The sequence below is a fragment of the Pseudoalteromonas sp. SWYJ118 genome, from assembly GCF_015864505.1.
GTDB lineage: Bacteria > Pseudomonadota > Gammaproteobacteria > Enterobacterales > Alteromonadaceae > Pseudoalteromonas > Pseudoalteromonas arctica.
The window spans coordinates 1-24,496 of record NZ_JADYXC010000028.1; the positions used below are offsets into that span (position 1 = coordinate 1).

At 38.6% G+C, this 24,496-nt stretch carries 21 protein-coding genes and 2 pseudogenes; 14 read left to right on the forward strand and 9 right to left on the reverse strand.

The features are described from left to right. Positions 1-1,877: 1,877 nt before the first annotated feature. Entirely contained in the window at positions 1,878-2,513 is a 636-nt protein-coding gene (locus tag I6F48_RS18765) for a methyltransferase family protein (protein ID WP_197120054.1), read from the forward strand. 94 nt (positions 2,514-2,607) lie between these two features. Here the strand turns inward: I6F48_RS18765 and I6F48_RS18770 are convergent, their stop codons facing one another. Genes I6F48_RS18770 through I6F48_RS18780 form a run of 3 tightly spaced genes read right to left on the reverse strand, consistent with a single transcriptional unit; the run spans position 2,608 to position 7,228 of the window. Further along, entirely contained in the window at positions 2,608-4,626 is a 2,019-nt protein-coding gene (locus I6F48_RS18770; protein ID WP_197120055.1) for an EAL domain-containing protein, read from the reverse strand. Between the two features lie 4 nt (positions 4,627-4,630). Next, entirely contained in the window at positions 4,631-5,158 is a 528-nt protein-coding gene (locus I6F48_RS18775; RefSeq protein ID WP_166421902.1) for a YfiR family protein, read from the reverse strand. Positions 5,159-5,167: 9 nt separating this feature from the next. Continuing rightward, positions 5,168-7,228 (reverse strand): TonB-dependent receptor plug domain-containing protein, encoded by a 2,061-nt coding sequence (locus I6F48_RS18780; RefSeq protein ID WP_197120056.1) that lies wholly within the window; start codon positions 7,226-7,228, stop codon positions 5,168-5,170. Positions 7,229-7,703: 475 nt separating this feature from the next. Here I6F48_RS18780 and I6F48_RS18785 point away from each other — a divergent pair, with 475 nt between their 5' ends. From I6F48_RS18785 to I6F48_RS18800, 5 genes and pseudogenes are all read left to right on the forward strand, one after another. Continuing rightward, the gene (locus I6F48_RS18785; RefSeq protein WP_231615266.1) at positions 7,704-8,690 is read left to right on the forward strand and encodes a sensor domain-containing diguanylate cyclase; all 987 of its coding nucleotides are present in this window, start codon (positions 7,704-7,706) and stop codon (positions 8,688-8,690) included. 70 nt (positions 8,691-8,760) lie between these two features. Next, positions 8,761-8,919: pseudogene (locus I6F48_RS21565) on the forward strand (epimerase); the annotation flags it as partial. Between the two features lie 108 nt (positions 8,920-9,027). Next, complete coding sequence (locus tag I6F48_RS18790) at positions 9,028-10,044, forward strand: Kelch repeat-containing protein (protein ID WP_197120057.1); 1,017 nt, start codon at positions 9,028-9,030, stop codon at positions 10,042-10,044. Next, entirely contained in the window at positions 10,041-10,757 is a 717-nt protein-coding gene (locus I6F48_RS18795) for an SIR2 family NAD-dependent protein deacylase (protein ID WP_197120058.1), read from the forward strand. Before I6F48_RS18790 ends, I6F48_RS18795 begins: the two co-directional genes overlap by 4 nt. A 152-nt stretch (positions 10,758-10,909) precedes the next feature. Continuing rightward, entirely contained in the window at positions 10,910-11,707 is a 798-nt protein-coding gene (locus I6F48_RS18800; RefSeq protein WP_197120059.1) for a response regulator, read from the forward strand. A 61-nt stretch (positions 11,708-11,768) separates the two neighbouring features. Here I6F48_RS18800 and I6F48_RS18805 read toward each other — a convergent pair whose 3' ends face one another. Continuing rightward, the gene (locus I6F48_RS18805) at positions 11,769-13,088 is read right to left on the reverse strand and encodes a M20/M25/M40 family metallo-hydrolase (protein ID WP_197120060.1); all 1,320 of its coding nucleotides are present in this window, start codon (positions 13,086-13,088) and stop codon (positions 11,769-11,771) included. Between the two features lie 403 nt (positions 13,089-13,491). On the opposite strand from I6F48_RS18805, the gene I6F48_RS18810 reads away from it, so the two are divergent. Both I6F48_RS18810 and I6F48_RS18815 read left to right on the forward strand, forming a co-directional pair. Beyond that, the gene (locus tag I6F48_RS18810) at positions 13,492-14,337 is read left to right on the forward strand and encodes a hypothetical protein (protein WP_197120061.1); all 846 of its coding nucleotides are present in this window, start codon (positions 13,492-13,494) and stop codon (positions 14,335-14,337) included. 93 nt (positions 14,338-14,430) lie between these two features. Further along, positions 14,431-14,667 (forward strand): hypothetical protein, encoded by a 237-nt coding sequence (locus tag I6F48_RS18815; protein WP_197120062.1) that lies wholly within the window; start codon positions 14,431-14,433, stop codon positions 14,665-14,667. Positions 14,668-14,822: 155 nt separating this feature from the next. Here I6F48_RS18815 and I6F48_RS18820 read toward each other — a convergent pair. Next, positions 14,823-14,960 (reverse strand): annotated as a pseudogene (locus I6F48_RS18820) (short-chain dehydrogenase); the annotation flags it as partial. 133 nt (positions 14,961-15,093) lie between these two features. On the opposite strand from I6F48_RS18820, the gene I6F48_RS18825 reads away from it, so the two are divergent. Continuing rightward, the gene (locus I6F48_RS18825; protein WP_166377497.1) at positions 15,094-15,432 is read left to right on the forward strand and encodes a carbon starvation protein CstA; all 339 of its coding nucleotides are present in this window, start codon (positions 15,094-15,096) and stop codon (positions 15,430-15,432) included. A 131-nt stretch (positions 15,433-15,563) separates the two neighbouring features. Here I6F48_RS18825 and I6F48_RS18830 read toward each other — a convergent pair whose 3' ends face one another. After that, a complete protein-coding gene (locus I6F48_RS18830; RefSeq protein WP_165741038.1) occupies positions 15,564-16,244 on the reverse strand; it encodes an SDR family oxidoreductase in 681 nt (226 codons plus the stop codon). Positions 16,245-16,520: 276 nt separating this feature from the next. Between I6F48_RS18830 and I6F48_RS18835 the strand changes: the two genes are divergently transcribed. After that, positions 16,521-17,375: a mechanosensitive ion channel family protein gene (locus I6F48_RS18835; RefSeq protein ID WP_197120063.1), complete on the forward strand. Its 855-nt coding sequence runs from the start codon at positions 16,521-16,523 to the stop codon at positions 17,373-17,375. 81 nt (positions 17,376-17,456) lie between these two features. On the opposite strand, the gene astB is transcribed toward I6F48_RS18835, so the two are convergent. The 3 genes from astB to I6F48_RS18850 all read right to left on the reverse strand — a co-directional run bounded on the left by astB (position 17,457) and on the right by I6F48_RS18850 (position 21,028). Next, positions 17,457-18,803: an N-succinylarginine dihydrolase gene (gene astB, locus I6F48_RS18840; RefSeq protein ID WP_197120064.1), complete on the reverse strand. Its 1,347-nt coding sequence runs from the start codon at positions 18,801-18,803 to the stop codon at positions 17,457-17,459. Between the two features lie 636 nt (positions 18,804-19,439). Next, positions 19,440-20,546: an L-dopachrome tautomerase-related protein gene (locus I6F48_RS18845; protein WP_197120065.1), complete on the reverse strand. Its 1,107-nt coding sequence runs from the start codon at positions 20,544-20,546 to the stop codon at positions 19,440-19,442. Between the two features lie 47 nt (positions 20,547-20,593). Continuing rightward, a complete protein-coding gene (locus tag I6F48_RS18850; protein WP_197120074.1) occupies positions 20,594-21,028 on the reverse strand; it encodes a MarR family winged helix-turn-helix transcriptional regulator in 435 nt (144 codons plus the stop codon). Between the two features lie 129 nt (positions 21,029-21,157). On the opposite strand from I6F48_RS18850, the gene I6F48_RS18855 reads away from it, so the two are divergent. The 4 genes from I6F48_RS18855 to arsJ all read left to right on the forward strand — a co-directional run bounded on the left by I6F48_RS18855 (position 21,158) and on the right by arsJ (position 24,399). Continuing rightward, complete coding sequence (locus I6F48_RS18855) at positions 21,158-21,586, forward strand: organic hydroperoxide resistance protein (protein WP_165729437.1); 429 nt, start codon at positions 21,158-21,160, stop codon at positions 21,584-21,586. Positions 21,587-21,752: 166 nt separating this feature from the next. Continuing rightward, positions 21,753-22,106, forward strand: coding sequence for a metalloregulator ArsR/SmtB family transcription factor (locus I6F48_RS18860; RefSeq protein WP_165729438.1), 354 nt, complete (start codon positions 21,753-21,755; stop codon positions 22,104-22,106). 40 nt (positions 22,107-22,146) lie between these two features. Beyond that, the gene (locus I6F48_RS18865; protein ID WP_197120066.1) at positions 22,147-23,157 is read left to right on the forward strand and encodes an ArsJ-associated glyceraldehyde-3-phosphate dehydrogenase; all 1,011 of its coding nucleotides are present in this window, start codon (positions 22,147-22,149) and stop codon (positions 23,155-23,157) included. A 24-nt stretch (positions 23,158-23,181) separates the two neighbouring features. Then, positions 23,182-24,399, forward strand: coding sequence for an organoarsenical effux MFS transporter ArsJ (arsJ, locus tag I6F48_RS18870; RefSeq protein WP_101163124.1), 1,218 nt, complete (start codon positions 23,182-23,184; stop codon positions 24,397-24,399). Positions 24,400-24,496: the final 97 nt, after the last annotated feature.

A 24,496-nucleotide genomic window follows, 5' to 3' on the forward strand; every position in this document is an offset into this window, starting at 1 on the left:
CGAAACAGCGCCGATGATAGTGTAGCATTTGCTATGTGAAAGTAGGACATTACCAGGCTTCAAATTGTAGAAAGCCCGAATCTAACGATTCGGGCTTTTTTACGTCTGCAGAAAAGTAAAAGTTGCGTAATTAACATCCACTCACAGCAACAACCATCACGTAGGTCGGGCGAGCGCAGCGACTCCCGACGCTAAAATCATAAAATTCACCGCTCAGCAATGAGTTCGCAGCATTTGCTATGTGACTTTCTACCGCTGTGGGCACCACGACATTACCAGGCTTCAAATTGTAGAAACCCGTTACAGCAATGTAACGGGCTTTTTGCTGTCTGAGATTTAATAAATAGCCAAGAGCGCATAGCGAACTCAGTAGTGAAACAAAACAGCTCGAAGGCGAGCCCGCCTCGACACAAAGATAGTGTAGCATTTGCTATGGGGCTCTCAACCGCTGTGGGCACTACGACATTACCAGGCTTCAAATTGTAGAAATCCGTTACAGCAATGTGACGGGTTTTTTACTGTCTGGGATTTAATAAATAGCCAAGAGCGCTTACCGAACTCAGTAGTGAAACAAAACAGCTCGAAGGCGAGCCCCGCGGAAGGCCGCCCCGACACAAAGATAGTGTAGCATTTCACTGTGGCTCTCTACCGCTGTGGGCACTACGACATCCTACTGCGTAGCGCACCGACCTCAAATAGTAGAAAGCCCGAATCTAAAGATTCAGGCTTTTTTACGTCTGCAGAAAAGTGAAATATGCGCAATTAATACACACTCATCAACACCCACGACGTAGGTCGGGCGTAGCGACTCCCGACGCTAGAATCACAACAAAACCCCTCAATATCTCAGTCGGCCAATGAAGTAGCATTTCACTGTGACTTTCTACCGCTGTAGGCACTCCGACATCCTACTACGTAGCGCACCGACCTCATATTGTAGAAAGCCCGGATCTAACGATTCGGGCTTTTTTACGTCTGCAGAAAAGTGAAATCTGCGTAATTAATGCACACTCATTCAGCACCTAGCACGTAGGTCGGGCGAGCGTAACTACTCCCGACGCTTAAAATCACACCAAAATCACAATAAAATCCCTCAATATCTCAGTCGGCCAATAAAGTAGCATTTGCTACGTGACTTTCTACCGCTGTGGGCACCACGACATTACCAGGCTTCAAATAGTCGGGCTTTTTTACGTCTGCAGAAAAGTAAAATGCGCACAATTAATGTACACTCATTCAACACCCAACGCGTAGGTCGGGCGAGCGAAGCGACTCCCGACGCTAAAATCATAAAATTCACCGCTCAGCAATTAGTTCGCAGCATTTCACTGTGACTCTGCCCCGCTGTAGGTATCATGACATCATACAAGCTTTAAGTTGTAGAACTCCCGAACCTAACGATCTGGGCTTTTTTACATTTGCAGAAAAATGATTTAGGTATTTCTCTAGAGCGAAGCGTCTCTCAGTGAATAATCTACTTAATTTAACTAGTTAAAGTGGCATCGCCGATGCGAGTGTAGTCTTTCACTGTGAATTCCTAACGCTGAGGGCACTATTGCACTGTACAAAGCTTCAAATTAAAGAAAGTCCTAACCGAAATAGTCGTTTTTTGCATATATAGAATGTAAAAATATGAGTGAATAATATCAATTCAAATATATAAGCAGATTGGTATTATATAAAAAGTATGAGATCCTCATAAATCAAAGTTATTTTAAATTAATGGTATTAGTTAATGATTACTCGTTAACAAACCTCTGACTTAACTTGTTTATGAAGGCAATGAATACTAATATAATTTCATGACCTTATAACTAAAATTTATTGAGTTAGTTGTTTTAAAATTACTACCAATAATGATTGTGAGCTGTAACTAGATGCCCTATGAAACATTTTTAGATGACTCTACTTCGCTAGTTGAATTTACACGTATTTACTTAGCTATTTTTTATACTTTTGTTGCGGGGTTTTATACATTTAGAATTATTTATAAAAATCGAGATACACCATCAGGCGTTATTTATCCCGGTGATAAATACTGTACTAGTTGGTGGAACCATATGGTTTTTAAATTTTTCAGAGCTGCTATTTGGTTTGTATGTGTAATTAGGGTGTTTGTACCTGAGTTAGATAGTTATCTTGGATTATTCCCAATTCTGAATGGCTGGCCAGGTGTATTATTCGGTGATGTATTATTGACCGCAGGCTTTATTTTAACGATGTTTGTACATTTTCATATGGCAGCACTTTGGCGCTCAGGAATTGATCCCAAGGGACCGCATGAGCTTAAAACATCAGGACTATATGAATACTCTAGGAATCCGATGTATTTAGGTGTTGTAGCAGCGCAGGTGGGTTTCTTTTTAGCCTTACCTAGTATATTTAGTTTGATCTGTTTAGTTATTGGTTTTGCAGCTATTTATAGACAAACGTTAGTTGAAGAGGCTCATTTAGCTCATCGTTTTTCTACACAATACAAAGAGTATAAACAACTTGTGCCTCGTTGGTTATAGCTTGGGATTAAACTCTAAATATATAGGATTTAAATTAAAGAGTTAGTGGGTTGCTCCATGTTGGATTAATAAATTTCAGCATAACAGGCATAAGCTAGATAACTTCTTTTTGTTCTATATATTTTTTAATAAACTCTTTTTTAGAAACTGCCTTTGAAAAAATGTAGCCTTGGATATAATCGCAAGCAAGCTGCTTTAATAGATCGTATTGTTTTTGTGTTTCTACGCCTTCAGCAACAACCATAACATCTAAATTATGTGCCATAGTAATAATTGCTTTAACGAGAGCGATACTATTATCATTAGATTCAAGGTCATTGATAAACGAGCGATCTATTTTTAAAATATCGATGTCTAAACGCTGTAAATACGCAAGAGAAGAGTATCCAACACCAAAGTCATCAATAGCTATATCTATATCAATGGCGCTCAACCGTTTTAATTGTCGCTGTATTGACGAGTCTGGATCCATTAGTGTGTTTTCAGTTACTTCAATTAATATAGTTTTTGCAGGCAGCTGATATTCCTTACTTGCTGCAATCCAATCATCTACCCAGCAACCAGCACGATCAATTTCAAGCGGTGATGTATTTACACTTATTTGAATTGTTTTTTTACTCAAAACGTTAAATTGAACGGTATCTTGAATCGCTTGAGATTTTACCCATTGACCGATGTCGTTTATTAACCCATTTTTTTCAGCGACGGGTATAAATTCATTGGGTCCTATTAGGCCTCTGTCAGGATGATTCCAACGAATAAGGGCTTCAGCTTTTGGCACAGATTGTCCATCAATTGAAAATATAGGTTGGTAATATAATTCAAATTGATTATGAGTTATTGCTATGCGTATTTCTTCTATTAGGCGACGTTTTTCTGTGGCTTTTTCTTCAATAGTATACGAGAAAAACTCGTAGCGATTTCGACCTTTATTTTTAGACAAGTACATCGCTTGATCCGCACGTTTAACGAGTTCTTCTACTGTTGAACCATCAGTAGGAAAAAACGTTAAACCTATGCTTGCAGTAACAAATACCGTTTCTTTTTTTATTTTAATGCTCTGCATTAAGCTGTTTTTTATAGCTTCGGCAATTTTTGATGCTTCATCTGGACTGTTTACACCCTCTAAAATTAATGTAAATTCGTCTCCGCCTAAACGAGCTACTGTATCTTTACTTGTTATACAGCTTTGAAGCCTGGCTCCTACTTGGTGTAATAATAAATCCCCGTAGTCGTGGCCAAGGCTATCGTTTACTTCTTTAAAACCATCTAAATCTATAAATATAAGTGCGAATTTCATTCCTTCAACACTTACTAAGCTTTGTAGTTTCTCGTAAAAATACCGTCTATTTGGTAAATCGGTTAATCCGTCCTGGTAGGCATATTGTTGCAACTGAATATTTGCATTTTCAAGTTCATTAGTACGGAGCCTTACTTGATTTTCTAATGAGTTTTCTCTTTTTTCGATATTATATAACATATCGTTAAAACAAGATGTTAACTGTCCGACTTCATCTTGTGATAGTTGTTCTGCGCGTAAACTATAGTCATGTGATGTTGTTATTTTACTGGCTGTTTGTGCTAAATATAAAATTGGGTTTAAAAAGCGGCGCCTTAGTAAAAGAGACAAAATAAGGCTAACCGCAAAGGTAAATACCATCAGGATCATTATAAACTTGGTATAAAAAGTGATTCTTTCTTTAATGTAGCTGTCGTTAGCACGTATCTTTAATACACCATAATTATACATATCAAGTTGAAGCAAAGTATTAACTTCAATGCTTTGTTCTGTTTGTGTATCTTCGGAGTGTGCAATAGCTAATTGTTCACCAGTCGTACTCATTACCATTATACTAATGACATCTGCTCGCATCAGTATTGGGTTTATAAGTTCTTGTACTGCGTCTATATCGTCAAACATAAGTGCGGTAGTTATATTGGGTGAAAGCATTTTTGACAGAGAACCTAAGCTTTCTATTTGCTCCTCTTTAGCGCTGCTGATCTCATAAGCACTAAATACAATCGTCACTATTGCGGTAGATACGAGCGCTACACTCATTAAGATGAATAATAATTTTTTACTTATTGTATTGAGTGAAAATAGTTTTTTCATTACATTACCTTTCTACAACGCGGGCTAGGCGTAGTACTTTTGAACTCATAGTAATGCCTGCATCTTTAAGCTGTTGTGGTGCAATTTCAAAGCGAATTTTACCACTGGAAAGAAAGAATTTGATATGGCCGCCATTTTCAATAAATGAGTCTGTTTCACCAATGACCATAATATTTTTTAGATCTAAAGGAGTTATGTTTTGCCATTGAGCAAATGTATCCGAGGTAATAAATAGCATGTTACACGCAGAAGTTGAGACTTCATCAAGAGTAATTAATTTGTTGTATAGAGGTAAGTTTTTTATCGTGCGATTTTTTAAAGCGGTATTAGCCACATTAATAAAGTATTTATCAGGGCTACAAATAGTAAATTCATTAAGGGATTCTAATTGATAATCCCAGTGTCCAAAACGTGCAAAGTTATATAAGAAGCCTGCTTTTAACATGTATTCTTTTTCAACAGCGCTAACGCTGGCACTAAAAAGTGTCAATGTTATTAAGCTACTGTGAATTATACTTCTTAACTTAATCATCTAATTAACTTAGAAATTTGCTGAAATAGTGAATGTAATACATTCATCAATATAGTTCGGTAATGTATAGGTTTCGCGCGTATTGTTGTACTCAATATGTGAACCTGAAAATAGGTTTTTACCTGAAATTGCAGTAGACCACACTGGAGTAGCCTGCCAATTCCAACTAATATCTAACGTTGTGTAATTATCGGTGTTATATGCATTGGAGTTTACTGATCGTAATGTCGCAAATACATTATGGTCATCTAAGAATGTATAATCGGCTTTTACAAATAACTGCCTGTTTTTAGAGTCATAGCCGATAGCCGGTTCTACTCTTGGAGGTAAGTCGTAATTATAGTCAGTATAGCTATAGCCAAACTCAGTATTGAGGTTATCAACTGGTTGCCATGATACAACTAGGTCGAACCCTTTAGTGGTTGTGTCTGCTACAGATGCAAAGTCTAAATCTAAGCGAGTCATTGTTAGTGCTTGAAAGACTTCTGGAATTCTCCCTGCTAGAAATAAATCGAGTATAGGAATGAATTGCTCAGCATGAGTATTCATATCAATAACCGCTACATTTTTAGCATCAGTATAATAAGACGATAAATCTAACGACCAGTCGTTAGTTGTAAATCGGTAGCCTAGCTCATAAGATAAGTAGTTTTCCGATTCAACATTGTCATTACCATTTAGGTATGTTGGAATTCTATAGTTGTCTATTTGTTCAAAGCCTGAACTGATACCCGCTAGGTTTATTACTTTTGTACCATTAACTTTAAAGTTATCGTTAAACTCAATTAGAGTAGGAGTTCGAACACTTCGTGATACAGCACCCCATACAATGTTGTTGTCGGCTGGCTTATAAATAAGTCTTGCTGATGGTTGATTTTCCCACCCAGTTAAATCGTTATGGTCAAGTTTAGTACCAATAATAAAGTCAAGGGTATCAGGAATCACATTGTACTGAGCTTGGACAAGTGCACCATATTGTGTGAGGTTATCGAAGTCTTTATCACTATCTAAAAATACGCTTTCTGCGAAAGATATAGAATTGTATCGGTAGTTTAAGCCCCAATCTAGTTGTAGAGATTGATATATAAAGTTCATCTGATAATCAATATCTATCGATTGAAAGTCTTCTTTAATATAATTTTGAGAGCCATTTTGTTTAAGCCAAGAAACTTGTAGCATCTGGTTTGCATCTGGCGACATTCTATTTTCTAACCTTGCCATTATGCGTGAGTCTGTTCGTTTTAAATCATCCGAAAATGCAATGTTTGCGTTGGTTTCATCTATAACGCCTCGATAGTTTTGGCCAAGTTTTGAGTGAGTTATATCGCCTTGAAGTAGTGCTGACCACTCATCACTAGGGGTAAAGTCAGCCCTAAAACCTAAAGAATTTTGCTTGGTTGTATCGCTTGGAGTGAGTGAAATTCCTTTTTTTGACTCATTGGCATCTTTTAAGTGGCCGTAAACTCGGTAACTTCCTTTGTTACTTATATCACCACCGTAGCGAAGGTTTGCATCAGCATTTATTTGGTTACCAGTGGTTATATTTGCGTATCCACCGCGAGTATCAATACTATTTTTAGTAATAATGTTAATTACACCATTATTTGCGTTGCTACCCCAAAGTAACCCGCCTTGTCCGCGTATTACCTCAATGCGTTCAATATCGTACAAAGGCACGTTTAGGGTTTCCCAGTAAACTGCCGCAAATTTTGGGGTATACAAGCTTTGCCCATCAATCATTACTAACAGTTTGCTTGAAAAGCGAGAGGCAATGCCTCTTGATGAAATAGCCCATTGATTATTATCGAGCTGACGTACAATTAAACCAGGCACCATTTTGAGTGCTTCGGGAACAGAGGTTGCTCCAGATTTTGTTATTTGCTCTTTACTTAAAACGTAAATAGATGAAGCGGTATCAAATGCTGATTGCGCTCTTTTCATTGCAGAGGTTGCTTGCACATCCATACCCATTAAAGCATCAAGATCAAGGTCTTCGTCTTCAAACGGCTCAGCCGCTAAAAGTGGGCAAACAAAAAGTAACGGCCAAAATAAACGTTGTGATATTTTCACCCAAAAGTCTCCAGCGCAATCAAAAAATCAAAAACAGTCATTGTTTTTGTAAAACATGTGATATCACACAATGTTAACATATATTAGCAATGTAAAAGTATAATTACGATTAAATCAAACAAATCAATTTTGTAGTTATTAAATTTTTATTACACGTTACGAATTGTAAAAAAAATCTGGAAATAAAGTATACAGCCTTCATATAAATATTTTCAGCAGAGTAAGCAAAGAGGAAGTTACTCATAGCTATCAGTTATATAAGTTAAAAGTTAGTCTATTTTAGAGGGATTTAAAAGCACTTTTAGGTCATTAATATTTTAGACCATGTTTTTATAAAGGTAGAGAGAGTGGCATAAAAATAAAATTATAGTGTAACGTTAAATTAACTATTGTTGAGTACTTAATTCTCTTTGCTTTTATTAAAGGTATATAGAATACTTAAATTCGCTTGGTTTTGCTTTGAAGGCACCAAAGTATGGAAAAAAATGAATTAATTAATGTAGAAGAAGTACTCGATTTAATGCTTGATGCGGTATGCGTGGTAGATAAACAAGGCACATTTGTTTTTGTAAGCGCAGCATTTGAGCAAATTTTTGGTTATACGGCCGACGAAGTTGTAGGCAAAAAAATGATTAACTATGTTTACGAAGGTGATCATTATAAAACGCATAATGCCGTAACTTCGCTGTTGTCTGGCGGAATGGTGAACCCTCGCTTTGAAAACCGTTGGATGAGAAAAGATGGTCAAGTAGTTCATATATTATGGTCTGTTCGTTGGTCAGAGCAACATCAAGTAAGAATCGCTGTCGCGCACGATATAACTGAACGTAAAGTAATGGAAGATCAACTCCATTATATGGCACGGCACGATGTGTTAACTGGCCTACCAAATCGTTCTTTATTAATGAATCGATTAGAAAAAGTAATTATTAGTGCAACCAGAGACAACACGTTTTTTTCTTTACTGTTTATAGACATAAATGGCTTTAAAGCAGTAAACGATACTCACGGACATGAAATTGGCGATAAGCTTTTATGCGCTATAGCAAAAAGGCTTTCAGCGTCAGTAAGGCATTACGACACAGTAGGGCGTTTAGGCGGAGACGAATTTTTAATTATTTTAGATAACTTAAGTTCTAGCCACGAAACCGTCAGAATAAAAAATAAAGTCCTCACTGAGTTTAAAGCCGTCTTTAAGTTAGATGACGTACTACTAAATATTTCACCCAGTATAGGAATTGCAAACTACCCCGAGCACGGCCAAACAGATCACGAACTCATAAAGTATGCTGATCAAGCTATGTACAAAAATAAACAACGAGGCTTAGATAACGGTAACCTATTTACCTCAATAACTAAGCTGAACTATCACCTTAGGTTAAACAATAGTCACAGCGTCCTTAACTACAATGCCTTACTTGCCGACATATTTTTTAATATCGGTTTGCCAGTGCTGCGCTAAAAAATCTATAAATGCTCTTACAACAGTTTGTTGGTAGTTCCTTGATAAATAGGCTGCCCACAAATTATGTCCAGATGATAATGAAGGCGATTACCGTATCGGCAGTAATACATTTTTTACGAATGATGCAGGCGAAAGCAAGGTATCGGTCACTGATTATGCAACTGCAATGGTTGATGAAGCGCAAAATGCGGCGCATGTAAATCAGCATATTAGTATTGCCTACTAGCCTAATTATCAATTAAAAGCGTTTGATTATTTAGATATAACAATACTGGCTCATAAGGCTAAAATAATTTAATCTGGGTATATTAATCTTTATTAAATTATTTGCCTTATGAGCCTTATTTTTTCCCTTGCGTTAGCAAGTCTTCCCGCTTTACCAGAGCCTGTTGCTAATAATGCGGTAGCTAAAGTAACAGCACAAAACCAAACCTATTTTTTAAGCTTTATGGGGCTGGGCCGCGATAAACAGCACTCGTCAGTGCATAACAAAGTGTGGGCGCTTAAAATTGGCGATTCACAGTGGCAATCTAAAACTGGCGTGCCTTCAAGTTTGCCACTAAAAGGGCGCTTAGCTAGTACCGCAGTGGGTTTAGGTGAGTACGCCTATGTGTTTGGCGGCTATACGGTAGCAGAGGATCATACTGAAGTTTCAAGCCCAGACGTATATAAGTACGACGTAATAAAAGATACTTACACCCACCTTGCGAGCATGCCAGTACCCGTAGACGACAGCGTAGCGCTAAGTTATAAAGCGCGTTACATTTACTTAATTAGCGGCTGGCATAACGACGGCAACGTAAATTTAGTACAAGTGTACGACACACAAAATAATACATGGCAACAAGCCTCGCCATTTCTCGGTGAACCCGTATTTGGCCAAGCCGCTGCAATTAGCGGCAATACCATTGTTATTTGTGATGGTGTTAAAACACAAGCTAATCCTGATTCGCGTCGCTCGTTTGCAGGCGTAGCACAGTGCTTAAAAGGCTCTATAGATTCAACTAATCCACAAAAAATAGATTGGCGCACGCTGCCACACCCAACGGGTACTGCTCACTACCGAATGGCAGCCACCAGCTATAACGGCAATATTTATATGCTGGCAGGCTCTAATAACCCATATAACTACAGTGCAATAGGCTACGACGGTAAACCTGCACCAGCAAGCAATCATGTTTGGCGCTTTAGTGTTGATAAAAACGAATGGCAGGTTTTATCACCGGTTGACGTAAAAAGTATGGATCACCGTGGTTTACTTGAGCACAACGGTGTTTTATACCGAATTGGCGGTATTGATAATAACCAGCAAGTAAGTGCTAACGTACTCGGTTACGAGGTTCAAAAATGAACACCCTTTACATTACCGGGGCGGGAGTCAGCGCAGCCAGTGGTATTCCCACATTTCGAGGTGAGGATGGCTACTGGACCATAGGCAGTAAAAATTATACGCCTATGGAAATGGCAACACGCGCAATGTACCAAAACGCTCCTAAAGAGTTTTTAGCATGGTATTACCATCGCTTTGCGACGTATCGTAACCATGGCCCAAACGACGTGCACCATTGGTTGAGTAATAAAAACTTAATCACTCAAAACATAGATGGGCTTGATGGTAAAGCAGGTAATCAAAATTACATAGCTATACACGGCAGGCTCGATCAAATGACCTTGTTTCATGAGCAAGGCGACGATGTAACGCCATTTACCGCTCCGTGGGAAAACGTTGATGAAAGCTGCTTGCACAACTCATTATTTGAAGTGTTTAATATTAAAAACCAAGCACCTGAGCTTAATTGCTCCTTTAAACCTTATGTTTTATTGTTTGATGAGTACTACACCGAGCTTTATAGAATTAGCGAAGCGCAAAAGCGTATGAGCAACGCCGATAAAATCGTATTTATGGGTACCTCGTTTAGCGTTAATATTACACAAATGGCAATAGAAATAGCCCGCGATTACAACATTCCCATTGAAGTTGTAGACCCCGAGCCGGCTCATATTTTACACCCGAATGTAAGCTATAAAAAAATGACGGCACTGGAGTACATTCAAAACAACTAAAGTAAGCGCGTTATGAGTATTTAACGCGCAATCTTTAATGTTATTTACAATTTTGCAAAGTTTTTATCTCTCCAGTTATACATGTTGTTCTATAATATTAATTAGCAAAAGCAATCGCTTTATAAAAACATAATAATATACAAGAGACATAAATGAGTGATTTAACCGCAATAGCCAATTTATCAATACTTTTAGTAGAACCTTCAGACGTTCAACAAAAAATAATTATAAAATCGTTATTAGATAGTGGCGTTAAACAAGTAGAAACGGCAACCACACAAGAGCAAACATTAGCACTGCTTATTAAATACCAACCAGATTTAGTAATAAGCGCCATGTATTTGGCCGATGGAACAGCCGACACCTTATTGCAAAAAATCAGATCAAACCCAAGCACCGAGCATCAACCGTTTATGCTTGTATCAAGCGAGCGAAATAAAAAGTATTTAGAGCAACTTCGTCAATCGGGTGTATTAGCCATTTTACCAAAGCCTTTTAGTGCAACCGCTATTACACGGGCACTTAAAGCCACGCTAGACATAATTAGTGAAGAAGAAGTAGAGCTTGAACATTTCGATGTAACATTACTACGGGTGCTCGTTGTAGATGACAGTCGCTTTGCACGCAAGCACATTATTCGCGTACTTGCCGGTATGGGAATACCTGCACCAGTAGAAGCTGAAAACGGCAAAGAAGCTATTGAGCACTTAAATAATCAATCGTTTGATTTAATAGTAACCGACTACAACATGCCCGAAATGGACGGACGCGAACTAACCGAAGCCGTTAGAAGCTCAAATAGCTACTCGCATATTCCTATTTTAATGGTGAGCTCAGAAGCCAACGAAACGCACCTAGCAAACATAGCCCAAGCAGGGGTAGATGCAATTTGTGATAAACCGTTTGAGCCTGCAACAGTAAAAGACTTATTGTTTAAAATAATGTCTTAAAAGTAACGGTAAGTAAGCGTAGGACTGAGTTTATTTGGCCCTCGCTTACTTGTAAAAAAACCTACTCTTGTAGCTGCCCTAATCTATAAATAAGTAATGCGGTTTTTTTGATATTTTTATCAAGGCTGGTTAAGTCAGCTGTTTCGTTTTTAGTGTGCGCGCCGCTGCCCATTAAGCCCAAACCATCAAGTGCCATATCAACATGGCTTGCCGCAAACGAAATATCTGCAGCGCCTGCATTACGTGGGTTTGCTGCTACTACTTTGTTGAAGCCTAAATCGTGGCTTGCATCGCTGTAAAGTTCTAATAGCTTTTTATTGCCATCAGTTAATGCCATTGGCGGGTAACCATCTTCAAAAATAAGCTCAGCTTTGCTACCGTTTAAACTGTTGCTAGCAATGAGTTGCATTGACCTTTTTGCGTTTTCGAATTGTTTTGGCGAAAGTGCGCGTAAATCACCTGCAACATGCACGGTTTGTGCTATTACGTTACTTTTACCAAACGCCGTTGCTGACGAGTTAGTACTGTCGTAGTCGGCATTGGTACCGCCCACAATAAGCCCTGGATTAAACGTTAAATTAGGTTGCGTGGCAAGTTGCTCTCTAAAGTCATTTAAAATACGCGATGCCTCGTAAATAGCGCCATAACCAACGCTTTCGCTAAATATTTGTGACGAATGTGCAGCATCGGCGGTTACGTTTAGCGTCCAGCCTGTATAACCACGGCGCGCCGCCATAGCAGTTTTAATATTGTTATCGCCATTTTCATAGCCAAGCGCTACGTCAGCCCAAATTGCCGCATCAACAATAGCTTGTTTAGATAAGCTAAGTGGGCGACCGCTGCTTTCTTCATCACCAGTCAATAATACTTTTATGCTTACATTTTCGAGTAAATTAAGGGCTTGTAAGCTTTTAAGTGCGGTAATTATTATCGTGTTACCGCCTTTCATGTCGGCAACGCCTGGGCCACTGGCTGTATTGGCATCAAGCTTTTTATAAGTGGTAAAGTCATCGTTTTTGGCAAATACCGTATCTAGATGGCCGATCATCAGTATTTTTATTGCATCGGGATCATTACTCTCATGGGTTGCTAATACATGCCCTGCACGGTTAAACGCACTGCCATCAAGCCATTCTACTTTAAAACCTATGGCTTTAAGTTGCTCGCTTGTCAGCGCACCTACTTTTTTTACACCTTCAATATTAAGCGAACCGCTATTAATATTTACAGCTTGCTCTATTTCTTTAAGTGCTTGGGGAATGTTTTTATCGACCTGTTTTATTATTTCACGCTCGTTTTTATCAAGCGCCGCATGGCTTGTAAGCGGTAAGGTACTAGCAAGTGTGAGGATAAGTGCATGGCTAAATTTTAAAAATGACATAACAGCATAATAAGTGAGAAATAAGAGTATTTAATATGAAGTAAAAATACACAGGATTCAATAGGAGTAGATTGTGATTTTTAACTAATTTTATAAGTAATAACGAGTTACAAGTTTAATAATTATGGGGTGTACGCGTTATTGGTTTAAACACAGATATTTAAAATATAACCTTTTAACTAATAATCAAGCTGTATAACTAAACAACGATTTGTCTGATATTACTGATCTCCACCAATTTGGTGGTTTTGCTGTATTTAGAAAAGATAAGGCTAAGCTAACTATCTGTTTACAGTTGTTTATTTTATAGCTAGGATAAAATCATTGTAATACAGGTACACTTATCGGTTTGTAAAACGACAAATGTTGTAGGCTAAATTGTCAAATTCCAGAGGAGGGTATAGTGAGTAATCAACCAGAACATAAGGATTTTTTGACTTGGTGGAAAGAGGACTTTGGCCCAGGATTGATTGCTACTCGTAAAGCTCTGGAGCCACACATTAAGCAATGGCAGCAAATTGCGGTGGCTGTGAACAAAGCGTTATCTAAGTTTATCGAAGAGCATAGAGAAAGTATTGAGTTATGGATTCAATTCGCTGAGGTTTATCCTCAACTTGAGCCTTACATAAATAACATCACTTATGGGTTAAATGATCCTGACTTTGAAATTGCGAATGACGTTGTTGAATTAGCACATATTTTTGAAACTATAGATCTTCAACAAGACCCCAGTGCAATTTCTCTTCTTGATGTAATATCTGGCGAAGCTTTTCAATCCTCACTTATTAATTTTTATTCCAATTTGACACTAGATGAAAATCGATTGCCTTTAATAAAAGAAGCTTTGGAATTACATAACAGTGGTCACTATGCTGGTAGTATTTGCTTGCTCTATGGACAGATTGAAGGTGTTCTCACGGAATCATTTGAGAAAGCTAATTACATCATTATAAATCAAAGGAAAACAAACCCAGTCAAAGAAGACGGTTCTGTTAACAATAAATCTAATTTAACGGGTTTAGTGCCTAAGCTTGAACACGCAATAACTCGACAAGATCAACTGCAATCATACTATTCAAAAATTAAGACATACGAGCTTGTTGCAGGCGACTCGGAAGAAACTATTCCTAAAACGAGAAATAAAATTCTTCACGGTAGTGAAGTTAGCTTTAATACAGAGAAACGCAGCGCTCAACTGATTTTGTGGCTTTACTCCACAATATTGCAAGTCCGAGTGCTAGGAATTTAACAAGCTCAGTCACAGCGATGGCTTTTCCGTTGAGGCTTCGTCTTCATTACAAAGCCACGCGTGCCTCGGGCGTTATATGTACATGGAGATAGTATGAATTCTAAAATTGAATTATGGGATCACAGTAGTAACTACATATTTGGTGAATTGAAGCCTAATAATAAAATCGAATTGTGGGATCATAGAAATAATTATATTTATGGTGAATTAAAAGGCACTAAGTTTGAATTATGGGATCACGAGAACAACTACATATACGGTGATTTAAAAGGGAAAAAAATAGAACTTTGGGATCATGGAAATAACTACATTTATGGTGAATTAAAGTAATTTTTTAAGTTCTCAGTACGTGTACAAAAACTTTAGACGACCAATGCTCTTATTTCATTTTTTCAGTGTGCATTAAAAATGTATTCGATATTAACAACCATCAGGTTTAACGCTATAGGCATTAAACCTGATGGCCCTAACTTAACGAGCCAACGTTAATTAGTCGGCATTAAATAGATTTCGCGTACGCTGTTGCGCTGGTTTGCTTCTATGGCAAATAATACGGCGTCTGCTACATCTTGTGGGTCGAGTTTATCGGGTTTAGCTTCATCAAAAAACGGAGTGTTTACTATGTGAATTACAGTGACACCCAACCTAAATTTTGTAATGCTTTAAAAACGCTTAGAGTTAATTACAGGATCTTGTTTTTAATTGAATTTGGCTGTTGGCGTTATTTTACAGTCTCGTTAGTTGCCAAGGATAATTATGCGAACACTTCAGCTTTTAGGTTTTATACTTGCGATTGCCGGGTTTATTTTAGGCTACGTGATGCTAGCCCCAATTGATGGTGAAGCATCCGACGCTTCAGCAGGAGGTACAGGCATAGGCATTATGTTTATGGTGTTACCTATACTTGGTTGGTCTGCGTTAATATTAGTGCCCTCTTCAGTAGCATTGTTCAACCATGAAGTAAGAGAACGCACTTATTTCAGAGGCAATTTTTGGCTAAACCTTTGGAAAGTAAACCTAATTATTTCTTTTGGATATATTGCCGTTGTCTTATATTTTGCTTACATATGGTTTAAGGGCAGCATTGGCAATTAATAAGACTTTAAATGCGTAATACCTTTAATTCATTCTTACCTACTAACACCTAACCCAAACTAAGTACTAAGAACCATCAGGTTTAACACCATTAGCATTAAACCTGACAGCCCGAACTCAACCAATCAACGTTAATTAGTCGGCATTAAATAAATCTCGCGTACGCTGTTGCGCTGGTTTGCTTCAATAGCAAACAGTACGGCGTCGGCTACATCTTGTGGGTCGAGTTTGTCGGGTTTAGCGTCATCAAAAAACGGGGTGTTTACCATCCCTGGTGCTATGGTTGTGCAGCGGCCGTTCCATTCGCTCATTTCCTCAGCTAAGTTTTGTCCAAAGCCATAAGCAAACCATTTAGTTGCACCGTAAATAGAGCCGCCAATTGGCTTACGGCCAGCGGCAGAGCTGGTTAATATAAAGTGACCTTTGTTTTGGCGTAAATGCGGCAGTGTTAATTTTGCAGTCCACAGTAGGGCTTTAATGTTTATGTCGATCATAGTTGACCACTCATCGGGATCACCTTTTTCGGTGCCAGCGGTTGAAACACCCATGCCTGCATTAGCAAAGGCAACATCTAATCGGCCAAACTTCTCAATACCTTTGGCAACTACGTTTTCAAGCGCGGTAAAGTCGGTTGCATCCGCAGCTACGCCCAGTGCATTATTTGAGCCTAATGACTCTACTAACTCAGTTAACTTATCTTCGCGTCTAGCGGTAAGTATTACTTTATGACCATTATTAACAAGGGTTTTTGCGGTTGCTTCGCCAATACCACTTGAAGCGCCGGTTATGAGTACTATTTTCTCTTTTGCCATGAATAACCTCTTTAATAAACGTAAAAAAACTTAAACCGACCATACCAATAAACGATTAACCTACATTGAATAGTCGCTATAAATTCGCCGTAAATAGGCGGGCTTTGCGTCTCAAAAATCATGGTTTTAATGTTGTTTTTAAAATTGAAATAAGTGATTAAAAAAGATAGGTTAAAATTTTTTATTCTATATACTCGCGCCACTTCTTTTGAAGTCGGTTTTTATTAAATTTAACCATTATTTTGCTGAGTTTCAGCCACATTTATCGGAACAAACATGAAAGATAAACTTTTAGCGTTTTGGCAAAGCCATTCAGAAGCAATCATCACTTTAGGTTACAAAGTGGTTTTAGCATTGGCGATTTTAGTTGCGAGCGCGCTTATTGCACGTTCGGTTAAAAAAGCGATTAAAAACTCTAAATCGCCATTAAAAAGAGTGGATAGTACGCTGCTTCCTCTTTTATCGAGTATTGCTGGTTATTTAGTTTATATAATTGGCGGGCTATTTATTTTAGATATTTTTGGCGTTAATACGGCAAGCTTAATTGCGCTAATGGGCGCTGCTGGTTTAGCGATTGGTTTAGCTCTTAAAAATACGCTGAGCAATATTGCCGCTGGAATTATGCTATTAATACTCAGACCTTTTAAAATAGGCGACTTTGTTGATGCCAGTGGCACGCTTGGCACGGTGAGTGAAATACATTTATTTACTACTATTTTTAAAACCACCGACGGTCTTTATATTGCATCCCCTAACAGTAAAGTGTGGGGTGGCAATATTAAAAACTTTACCCGTAATGGCAAAAGACGAATGGACATAGTGGTGGGTATTTCGTATGGCGACTCGATTGACGTTGGTTTAAATGTGCTTAAAGAATTAGCCGCATCAGAGAGCCGATTACTCGCAGAGCCTGCACCTAAAGTAATGGTGACATCAATAGGTGAAAGCGCGGTAAACATTCAATTACGCGCATGGACTGTAAATGGTGATTATTGGCAAACCGTGTGGGATCTAAATAAACGCGTTAAAGAAGCTATTGAAGGTGCTGGGCTGAGTATTCCGTTTCCGCAGCGTACGCTGCATATATCTGAGTCGATGGCATCGACAATAACTGTTAAAAAAGATGCTTAAATACGTATTAGCATAAAAATAAACATAAACATAAATAAAAATAGCGAGCCTTGGCTCGCTATTTTTGTATTGACTGAGGTATTAACGCTCTAATTGAAAGTCGTACACTGAGCCTAAATTAAGTAGTTGTGTAAGCTCATCAAGTGCTTGGTAGCTTTCAGTTAATAGGGCTGAGTCTGCAAAGTCACTTGCGCCTAATTTGTCGCGGTAGTTACGTTTTGCCCAGTCACACAGTTGTGTGTATTTAGTATCAGTTAAAATAACCTCTGGGTTTACTGCAGCAAGTTCTTGCTCATTAAGAGCTACACGTAAACGCAAGCAAGCTGGGCCGCCGCCATTTTGCATACTTTGGCGTAAATCAAAAAACTGCACTTGGTTTACTGGGTTATCAGCCATAATCATTTCTTCAATGTAGGCGTTAACCGCGCTGTTGCGTTTACACTCTTGTGGTGCCACTAACAGCATTGAACCATCTTCAAGGCTCACTAGCTGGCTGTTAAATAAATAGCTACTTACAGCGTCGGTAATGCTTACTTTATCGGTAGGTACTTCAATAATATAAAATTCTTTATTGCCCACATACGCTTCGCGAATATCTTGCAGTGCCAAAGCTTGGTTTAAAAATGCTTGCTGGTGGCACAGTAATACGTTGGCGTTACCTACTGCAATTACATCGTTATGAAACACGCCTTGGTCTATTACGTCTGGATTTTGCTGTAGTAAAATTTGGCTTGAATCTTTTAAGTTATGTAAGCGACAAATTGCTTCTGAGGCTTCAAGTGTTTGCCTTGCAGGAAACTTAGCGGGTTTTGGTAATTGGCTGTTAAACGCGCTGGCACCAAATACAAACATTTCAAGACCTTGCTCGCCGTGGCTGTCACAAAAACGAGTATGGTTTGCTGCACCTTCGTCGCCAAAAAAGCCTTGGTCAGGCAAATGGGTATGGTGTGCAAAGTACTTATCGTTATTAAACATGGCTTTTAATAAGCGCGTAGTGGTTGCAGGCTCTAATGAACGATGAAACTTATTATTTAAATTAGCTGAAGTAAAATGTACTTTGCCGTCGGTTGTATCAGGAGATGGCGATACCGTAGCGGCATTGGCTGTCCACATTGCAGACGCTGAGTAACACGCACGTAATAAAATAGGATCGGCTTTAAACGCTTTATGAATAACTTGCGCATCGTTACCGGTAAAGCCTAAGCGGCGTAGTACGTTTAAGTCGGGGCGCGCATGAGGGGCAAATACACCTTGAGTTAGGCCTTTGTCGTGCATGGCTTTCATTTTTTCAAGGCCTTGAAGCACAGCCTCTTGAGGATTTGAAAAGCTTGCTGCGTTATTTAACGAGGCAACATTACCATACGATAAACCAGCGTAGTTGTGAGTAGGGCCAACTAAGCCATCAAAATTAACTTCCAAAGCGTGCATACACGTTCCAACTAAAAATTTTCAATAGGGTGCAACAATACAACGCAATAGGGCTGCTTGCAAAGTTATAAACGCAGTGTTTTTACTAATTTTTCGATGTTTTTATATGTGTGATTTTTTGCAGGGAGCTTCGTTTTTATATCAGGTGGCTAATAAGTAATTAAATAAGGTTTATTCATAAATTTCATAGTGTGCAAAAGCTTAGCCTAAAGTAGGTTTATACATTTAAGCTTTATGCCAAGCCTTTACACAATACGATGCTACTTAACATAGGCGCGTTCTTTATCAGCAGTAGTGCGGGTATTTGTTGGATCATTAACTTGCCAAACGCTAATGTCTAAACGCCATAAAAGGTAAAGAGTATGGTATAAATTGAACATGGTTTTTCCTTGGTATTTTCACTGAACACATCAGTTTATAGGAAGAAGTATGCCAACATTAACTTGAATATTTTATGAATAGAAATCAGGTGTTTAGTATTTAAGTGTAAATATGTACTAAAGAATTAGCACCAAAGAGGTGAAGTATTTTTAAAATATGCACCAGTGTGGTGTGTTTTTAACAAAAAGCCCTGCAACTATTGGGTCACTTAAATGTGCAAGGCTTTTTAAAAAATACAGTCACTTAAAAAGTAAATTAGCGGCCTACTTTTCCTTTTACTAAAGGCTCGAACGACATTACTTTAAACTTACCGTGGCTTTGATTTTTGCCATTATTAAGTACAGGCGAATTATGTAAATCATCAACGGTAAAGTATATTTTATCATCAGCTCCGTAGCTAAAACCATCTGGCCAGCTAAGACGATCGTCTTTAAATAATACTTCGTAGTCGCCAGTAGGTTTAATTACGCCAATTGCACCGTTGGTTATGTCGGTTACGTATACGTTACCGCCGCCATCAACAATAATACCGTCTGAAATTGGCTTAGTGCCGTAACGCGTAACTTTATCCTCAAGTGCTTTAGCCGAAAGGCTCTCGTTATTTATATCGCTGGTGGCAATACGGTAAACCGACGTGCCCGACATAGATCCAAAGTAAAGCCAGTCTTCGTTAGGGTCAAGCGTAATTGGGTTAACACCTAAGCGCGCAGGTTGCCCGCCAAGGCTCATTGTGCGCCCATCAATAACCATATCGATATTTTCGGCTGTGGTGTAATGGCTATTTTGTAGCACTCTGCGTGCTACACCTGTTTTAAGGTTTACCGTAATAATAGCGGCTTGGCTGCCTTGGGCTGTGTCGGCAATGTATACAACGCCATGCTTATTATCGATGACTAAATCGTTTAAAAATGAGGTGTCGGTAATGGTAGGTTTAGCCAGATAAATAATTTTATGCAGTTGCTCTTTATTTGTATCCCAACCCACTAAGCGCCCAGCGCGATCTGGCCCTGAAGTGTCGAGCATCCATAAAACGCCATCGCTTGATACGTTTATGCCAAGCACATCGTAAAAACCTTTACCGTTATTGTAAGCGTATGCCCATTCTTCATTAGGGTAGGGCTTAGTTGTACCATCGCTTAAAAGCTCCATAATTTTTTGCTTTTGGCCAAAAAAACCGTGCACAGATAAAAACTTTCTGCCCGATGGGGTAATAGCAATGTTACCCGGTGGGTGCTGCGCATCAAAAGTGGCTACTGTTTTTAAATCAGCATTTTGATTAGCGGTATTAGCAAGTACGGCGTTGCTGCCTAAAAGTGCAGTGCTACATGCCGCTGCTAAGAGTAATTTTTTTATATGAGTCATTTAATTTATACCTTTTAAAGTAAATTGATTGGTTAACTATAAAGTGCCTAATTGGCTAAGTCGTTTACTACTAAATCGAGCAGTTGCATTAACTGCTGTGCTTGAGCCGTATTAATACTGTCGAATTTACATTGAATGTTTTTAGGTATATCAGCCGCTTTTAACTTAAGTGATTGACCATGTTGGGTAAGTTGCACGAGTCGTTTACGCTTATCGCGCTCGTCTTTAATAACAGCAAGTAGTGATTTGTCTGTCATTTTTTTGAGTATTTGGGTCATTGCACCGCCGTCTATCGCGGTTTTATCTATTAGCCCTGCAATTGTTATTTCGTCTTGCTCCCACAGCGCCATCATTACTACGTATTGCGGGTAAGTTAAATTTAGCTCGTTTAAAGGCTCGCGATACGCACGCGCAATGCTGTTAGATGCCATATATAACCGGTGGCATAACTGATTTTTTAACTTTAATTGCTCAAACGGCATAACGTTATCCTTTATTTCAATACATGCTATTTTAATTTGCATACAAAGTATTTGCAATCTCTAATTACTTGCTCTATTATTTTGCACACAAACTAAATTGATTGATATTTTAAAACTTTGGAGTTCATTATGAATGTATTACAAAACGTAGCTTACACAGCAAAAGCAACTGCAACTGGCGGCCGTGAAGGCGTAGCTAAATCTGATGATGGTCGTTTAGATGTAAATTTATCAACACCTAAAGGTTTAGGCGGCGATGACGGACAAGGCACTAACCCAGAGCAATTATTTGCTGCAGGTTATGCAGCATGTTTTATTGGCGCACTTAAATTTGTAGCAGGTAGCGAAAAAATAGATTTACCAAGCGACACACATATTAATTCACAAGTGTCTATTGGTGCTATTGAAGGCGGTTTTGGTATTGCAGTAAAATTGGCTGTATCACTAGGTGATATGGATAAAGCAGCTGCGCAAGAGCTTGTAGATAAAGCGCATCAAGTATGCCCTTATTCAAACGCAACACGTGGCAATATTGAAATAGAGCTTTCTGTTATTTAATAACTAAATAAAGAAAAGTTATAAAAGCACACAACGACAACTAGTCGTTGTGTGCTTTTTTGCGTTTTAAAGCAAAATAATTTAAATATACAAATAATCGTATATTCACTATTTCATATGTTTAGTTTTTGTTTTATTGTATATGCACTAACACTGCGAGGACACTATGGAACAATTCAACCCACTTCAATTTTATAAATGCTTAGCGGACGATACGCGTTTAAAAGCAATGCTATTAATTAGCGACCAAGAAGAGCTGTGCGTGTGCGAACTTGTTGCTGCACTTGAATTAAGCCAGCCTAAAGTGTCGCGCCATTTAGCACAATTAAGACAATGCGGATTACTGAGCGACCGTAAGCAAAATCAATGGGTTTATTACAGTATTAATAAAGCCCTGCCTGAATGGGCTAAAAATGTATTAACGCAAACCCTGACTGCAAACCCTTCATTTTATGAAAACGATTTAACGCGGTTAAATACTATGGGTAATCGCCCTGAACGAGCAGCTAGCTGTTGTTAACTAATTAGTAAATAAATTAACTTATTAAAGGTATTTAATTATGACTATTAAAGTAGGTATTAACGGTTTTGGCCGTATGGGACGTTTAACACTGCGTGCAGCAGTTGATTGGCCAGAAATAGAGTTTATTAAAGTAAATGATGTAGCGGGCGATGCTAAAACACACGCACATTTAATTGAGTTTGACTCAGTACACGGACGCTTAGCGCAGCAGGTTACTAGTGATGATAATAGCTTTAGTGTAGGTAAACACACTATTTTAGTGACGAATAATAAAACTATAAATGAAACTGATTGGTCAGATTGCGATGTAGTAATAGAAGCCAGCGGAAAAATGAAAACCACTGAATTGCTAAAGCAATATTTAGAACAAGGTGTTAAGCGTGTTGTAGTAACGGCTCCTGTGAAAGAAGACGGGATTTTAAATATAGTAATGGGTGTAAACGATAACCTTTATAACCCAAGTGAGCATAAAATTGTTACAGCCGCCTCGTGTACAACTAACTGCTTAGCGCCCATTGTAAAAGTGCTGCAAGAAAAAGTAGGCATTAAGCACGGCTCAATGACCACTATTCACGACATTACTAATACCCAAACGATTATAGATGCACCCCACAAAGACCTACGCCGTGCACGTTCGTGCGGTACTAGTTTAATACCAACAACAACAGGCAGTGCAACAGCCATTACGCATATTTTTCCTGAGCTTAAGGGGAAATTAAACGGCCATGCTGTGCGTGTACCTCTTACTAACGCGTCAATTACCGATTGTGTTTTTGAGCTTGAGCGCGGTGTTACACAAGATGAAGTAAACACCTGGTTTAAAAATGCTGCAAATAACGAGCTAAAAGACATTTTAGGCTACGAAGAAAGACCGCTTGTATCTATAGATTACAAAACAGATCCACGTAGTTGCACCATAGATGCGCTTTCAACTATGGTAATTAACAATACTCAGCTTAAATTATACGCTTGGTATGATAACGAGTGGGGTTATGCAAACCGTACGGCTGAGCTAATGCTTAAAGTTGCACAAAGTGATGTGGTTTAATCTCGTTTAAAAAGGTTTAAATTCATGCTTGCGCAGTTAGCTAATTTACCAAGTTCTATAAAACAATATTTAATAATTACCGGTAATTACTGGGCATTTACCCTTACTGATGGCGCACTAAGGATGCTGGTGGTGCTGTATTTTCATCAGTTGGGTTATGGTGCATTTGCAATAGCCATGTTGTTTTTGTTTTATGAAATTTTTGGCGTAATCACCAATTTAGTAGGTGGATGGCTAGGAGCACATTTAGGGTTAAACAAAACCATGAATGTAGGGCTTGGGCTGCAGCTTGTAGCTTTAGCTATGCTTTGCGTGCCTGGGGATTGGCTAACCGTTGCCTATGTTATGGCAGCGCAAGCACTGAGTGGCATAGCTAAAGACTTAAATAAAATGAGCGCAAAGAGCGCCATTAAGTATTTAGTACCACAAGACGATGCAGGGCAAAGCCAATTATATAAATGGATTGCCATACTTACAGGCTCTAAAAATGCGTTAAAAGGAGTGGGCTTTTTTTTAGGTGGCTTGCTACTTACCGTATTTGGTTTTGTGGGGGCATTAATAAGCCTAATTGCTTTACTTAGTGTTGCGTGGGTTATTAGTTTAATTTTTTTAAAAGGCGATATTGGTAAAGCTAAAAACAAACCTAAGTTTAAAGAATTATTTTCTAAATCGCGGGCAATCAACTTACTTAGTGCAGCGCGTTTATGCTTGTTTGCGGCGCGCGATGTATGGTTTGTGGTTGCATTGCCGGTTTACTTAGCCGCTCAGTTTAACTGGGATCACTGGTGGGTAAGCGGCTTTATGGCTTTGTGGGTAATTGCTTATGGATTGGTGCAGTCGCAAGCACCGCGTATAACAGGGCAAAGTGATTCAAACTCACATTCAGTCAAAAAAGCGTATTGGTGGGTTGCTCTATTAAGTGGCGTAACTGGCATTTTAGCGTTGTTGATGCAATTTGATGTAGCGGTACATTTTACGCTTGTAATCGGCTTACTTATTTTTGGTGGTGTATTTGCTGTAAATTCATCGCTGCATAGTTACTTAATAGTAAGTTTTGCTAAAAACGATGGGGTGTCGCTCGACGTTGGCTTTTATTATATGGCCAATGCGATAGGGCGTTTGCTTGGTACGGTGCTTTCTGGCTGGGTTTTTCAAGTATATGGGCTTAGTGCGTGTTTATGGGTAAGTGTATGTTTATTAATTGCAGCCTCAATTACAACGGCACGTTTGGCTAAACTTTAAAAAACTCAACGTATTGTATTAAATTCAATTTGTTTAACGATATTCATAGCTTCGTTGGTTAGATCTACTAAACTGTATCAGTAGTTTTAATTTAAAG

Coding starts and splice junctions, on each gene's coding strand:
- I6F48_RS18765 (WP_197120054.1), top strand. CDS start 1,878: ATGCCCTATGAAACATTTTTAGATGACTCTACTTCGCTAGTTGAATTT.
- I6F48_RS18770 (WP_197120055.1), bottom strand. CDS start 4,626: ATGAAAAAACTATTTTCACTCAATACAATAAGTAAAAAATTATTATTC.
- I6F48_RS18775 (WP_166421902.1), bottom strand. CDS start 5,158: ATGATTAAGTTAAGAAGTATAATTCACAGTAGCTTAATAACATTGACA.
- I6F48_RS18785 (WP_231615266.1), top strand. CDS start 7,704: ATGGAAAAAAATGAATTAATTAATGTAGAAGAAGTACTCGATTTAATG.
- I6F48_RS18790 (WP_197120057.1), top strand. CDS start 9,028: ATGAGCCTTATTTTTTCCCTTGCGTTAGCAAGTCTTCCCGCTTTACCA.
- I6F48_RS18795 (WP_197120058.1), top strand. CDS start 10,041: ATGAACACCCTTTACATTACCGGGGCGGGAGTCAGCGCAGCCAGTGGT.
- I6F48_RS18800 (WP_197120059.1), top strand. CDS start 10,910: ATGAGTGATTTAACCGCAATAGCCAATTTATCAATACTTTTAGTAGAA.
- I6F48_RS18805 (WP_197120060.1), bottom strand. CDS start 13,088: ATGTCATTTTTAAAATTTAGCCATGCACTTATCCTCACACTTGCTAGT.
- I6F48_RS18815 (WP_197120062.1), top strand. CDS start 14,431: ATGAATTCTAAAATTGAATTATGGGATCACAGTAGTAACTACATATTT.
- I6F48_RS18825 (WP_166377497.1), top strand. CDS start 15,094: ATGCGAACACTTCAGCTTTTAGGTTTTATACTTGCGATTGCCGGGTTT.
- I6F48_RS18830 (WP_165741038.1), bottom strand. CDS start 16,244: ATGGCAAAAGAGAAAATAGTACTCATAACCGGCGCTTCAAGTGGTATT.
- I6F48_RS18835 (WP_197120063.1), top strand. CDS start 16,521: ATGAAAGATAAACTTTTAGCGTTTTGGCAAAGCCATTCAGAAGCAATC.
- astB (WP_197120064.1), bottom strand. CDS start 18,803: ATGCACGCTTTGGAAGTTAATTTTGATGGCTTAGTTGGCCCTACTCAC.
- I6F48_RS18845 (WP_197120065.1), bottom strand. CDS start 20,546: ATGACTCATATAAAAAAATTACTCTTAGCAGCGGCATGTAGCACTGCA.
- I6F48_RS18850 (WP_197120074.1), bottom strand. CDS start 21,028: ATGCCGTTTGAGCAATTAAAGTTAAAAAATCAGTTATGCCACCGGTTA.
- I6F48_RS18855 (WP_165729437.1), top strand. CDS start 21,158: ATGAATGTATTACAAAACGTAGCTTACACAGCAAAAGCAACTGCAACT.
- I6F48_RS18860 (WP_165729438.1), top strand. CDS start 21,753: ATGGAACAATTCAACCCACTTCAATTTTATAAATGCTTAGCGGACGAT.
- I6F48_RS18865 (WP_197120066.1), top strand. CDS start 22,147: ATGACTATTAAAGTAGGTATTAACGGTTTTGGCCGTATGGGACGTTTA.
- arsJ (WP_101163124.1), top strand. CDS start 23,182: ATGCTTGCGCAGTTAGCTAATTTACCAAGTTCTATAAAACAATATTTA.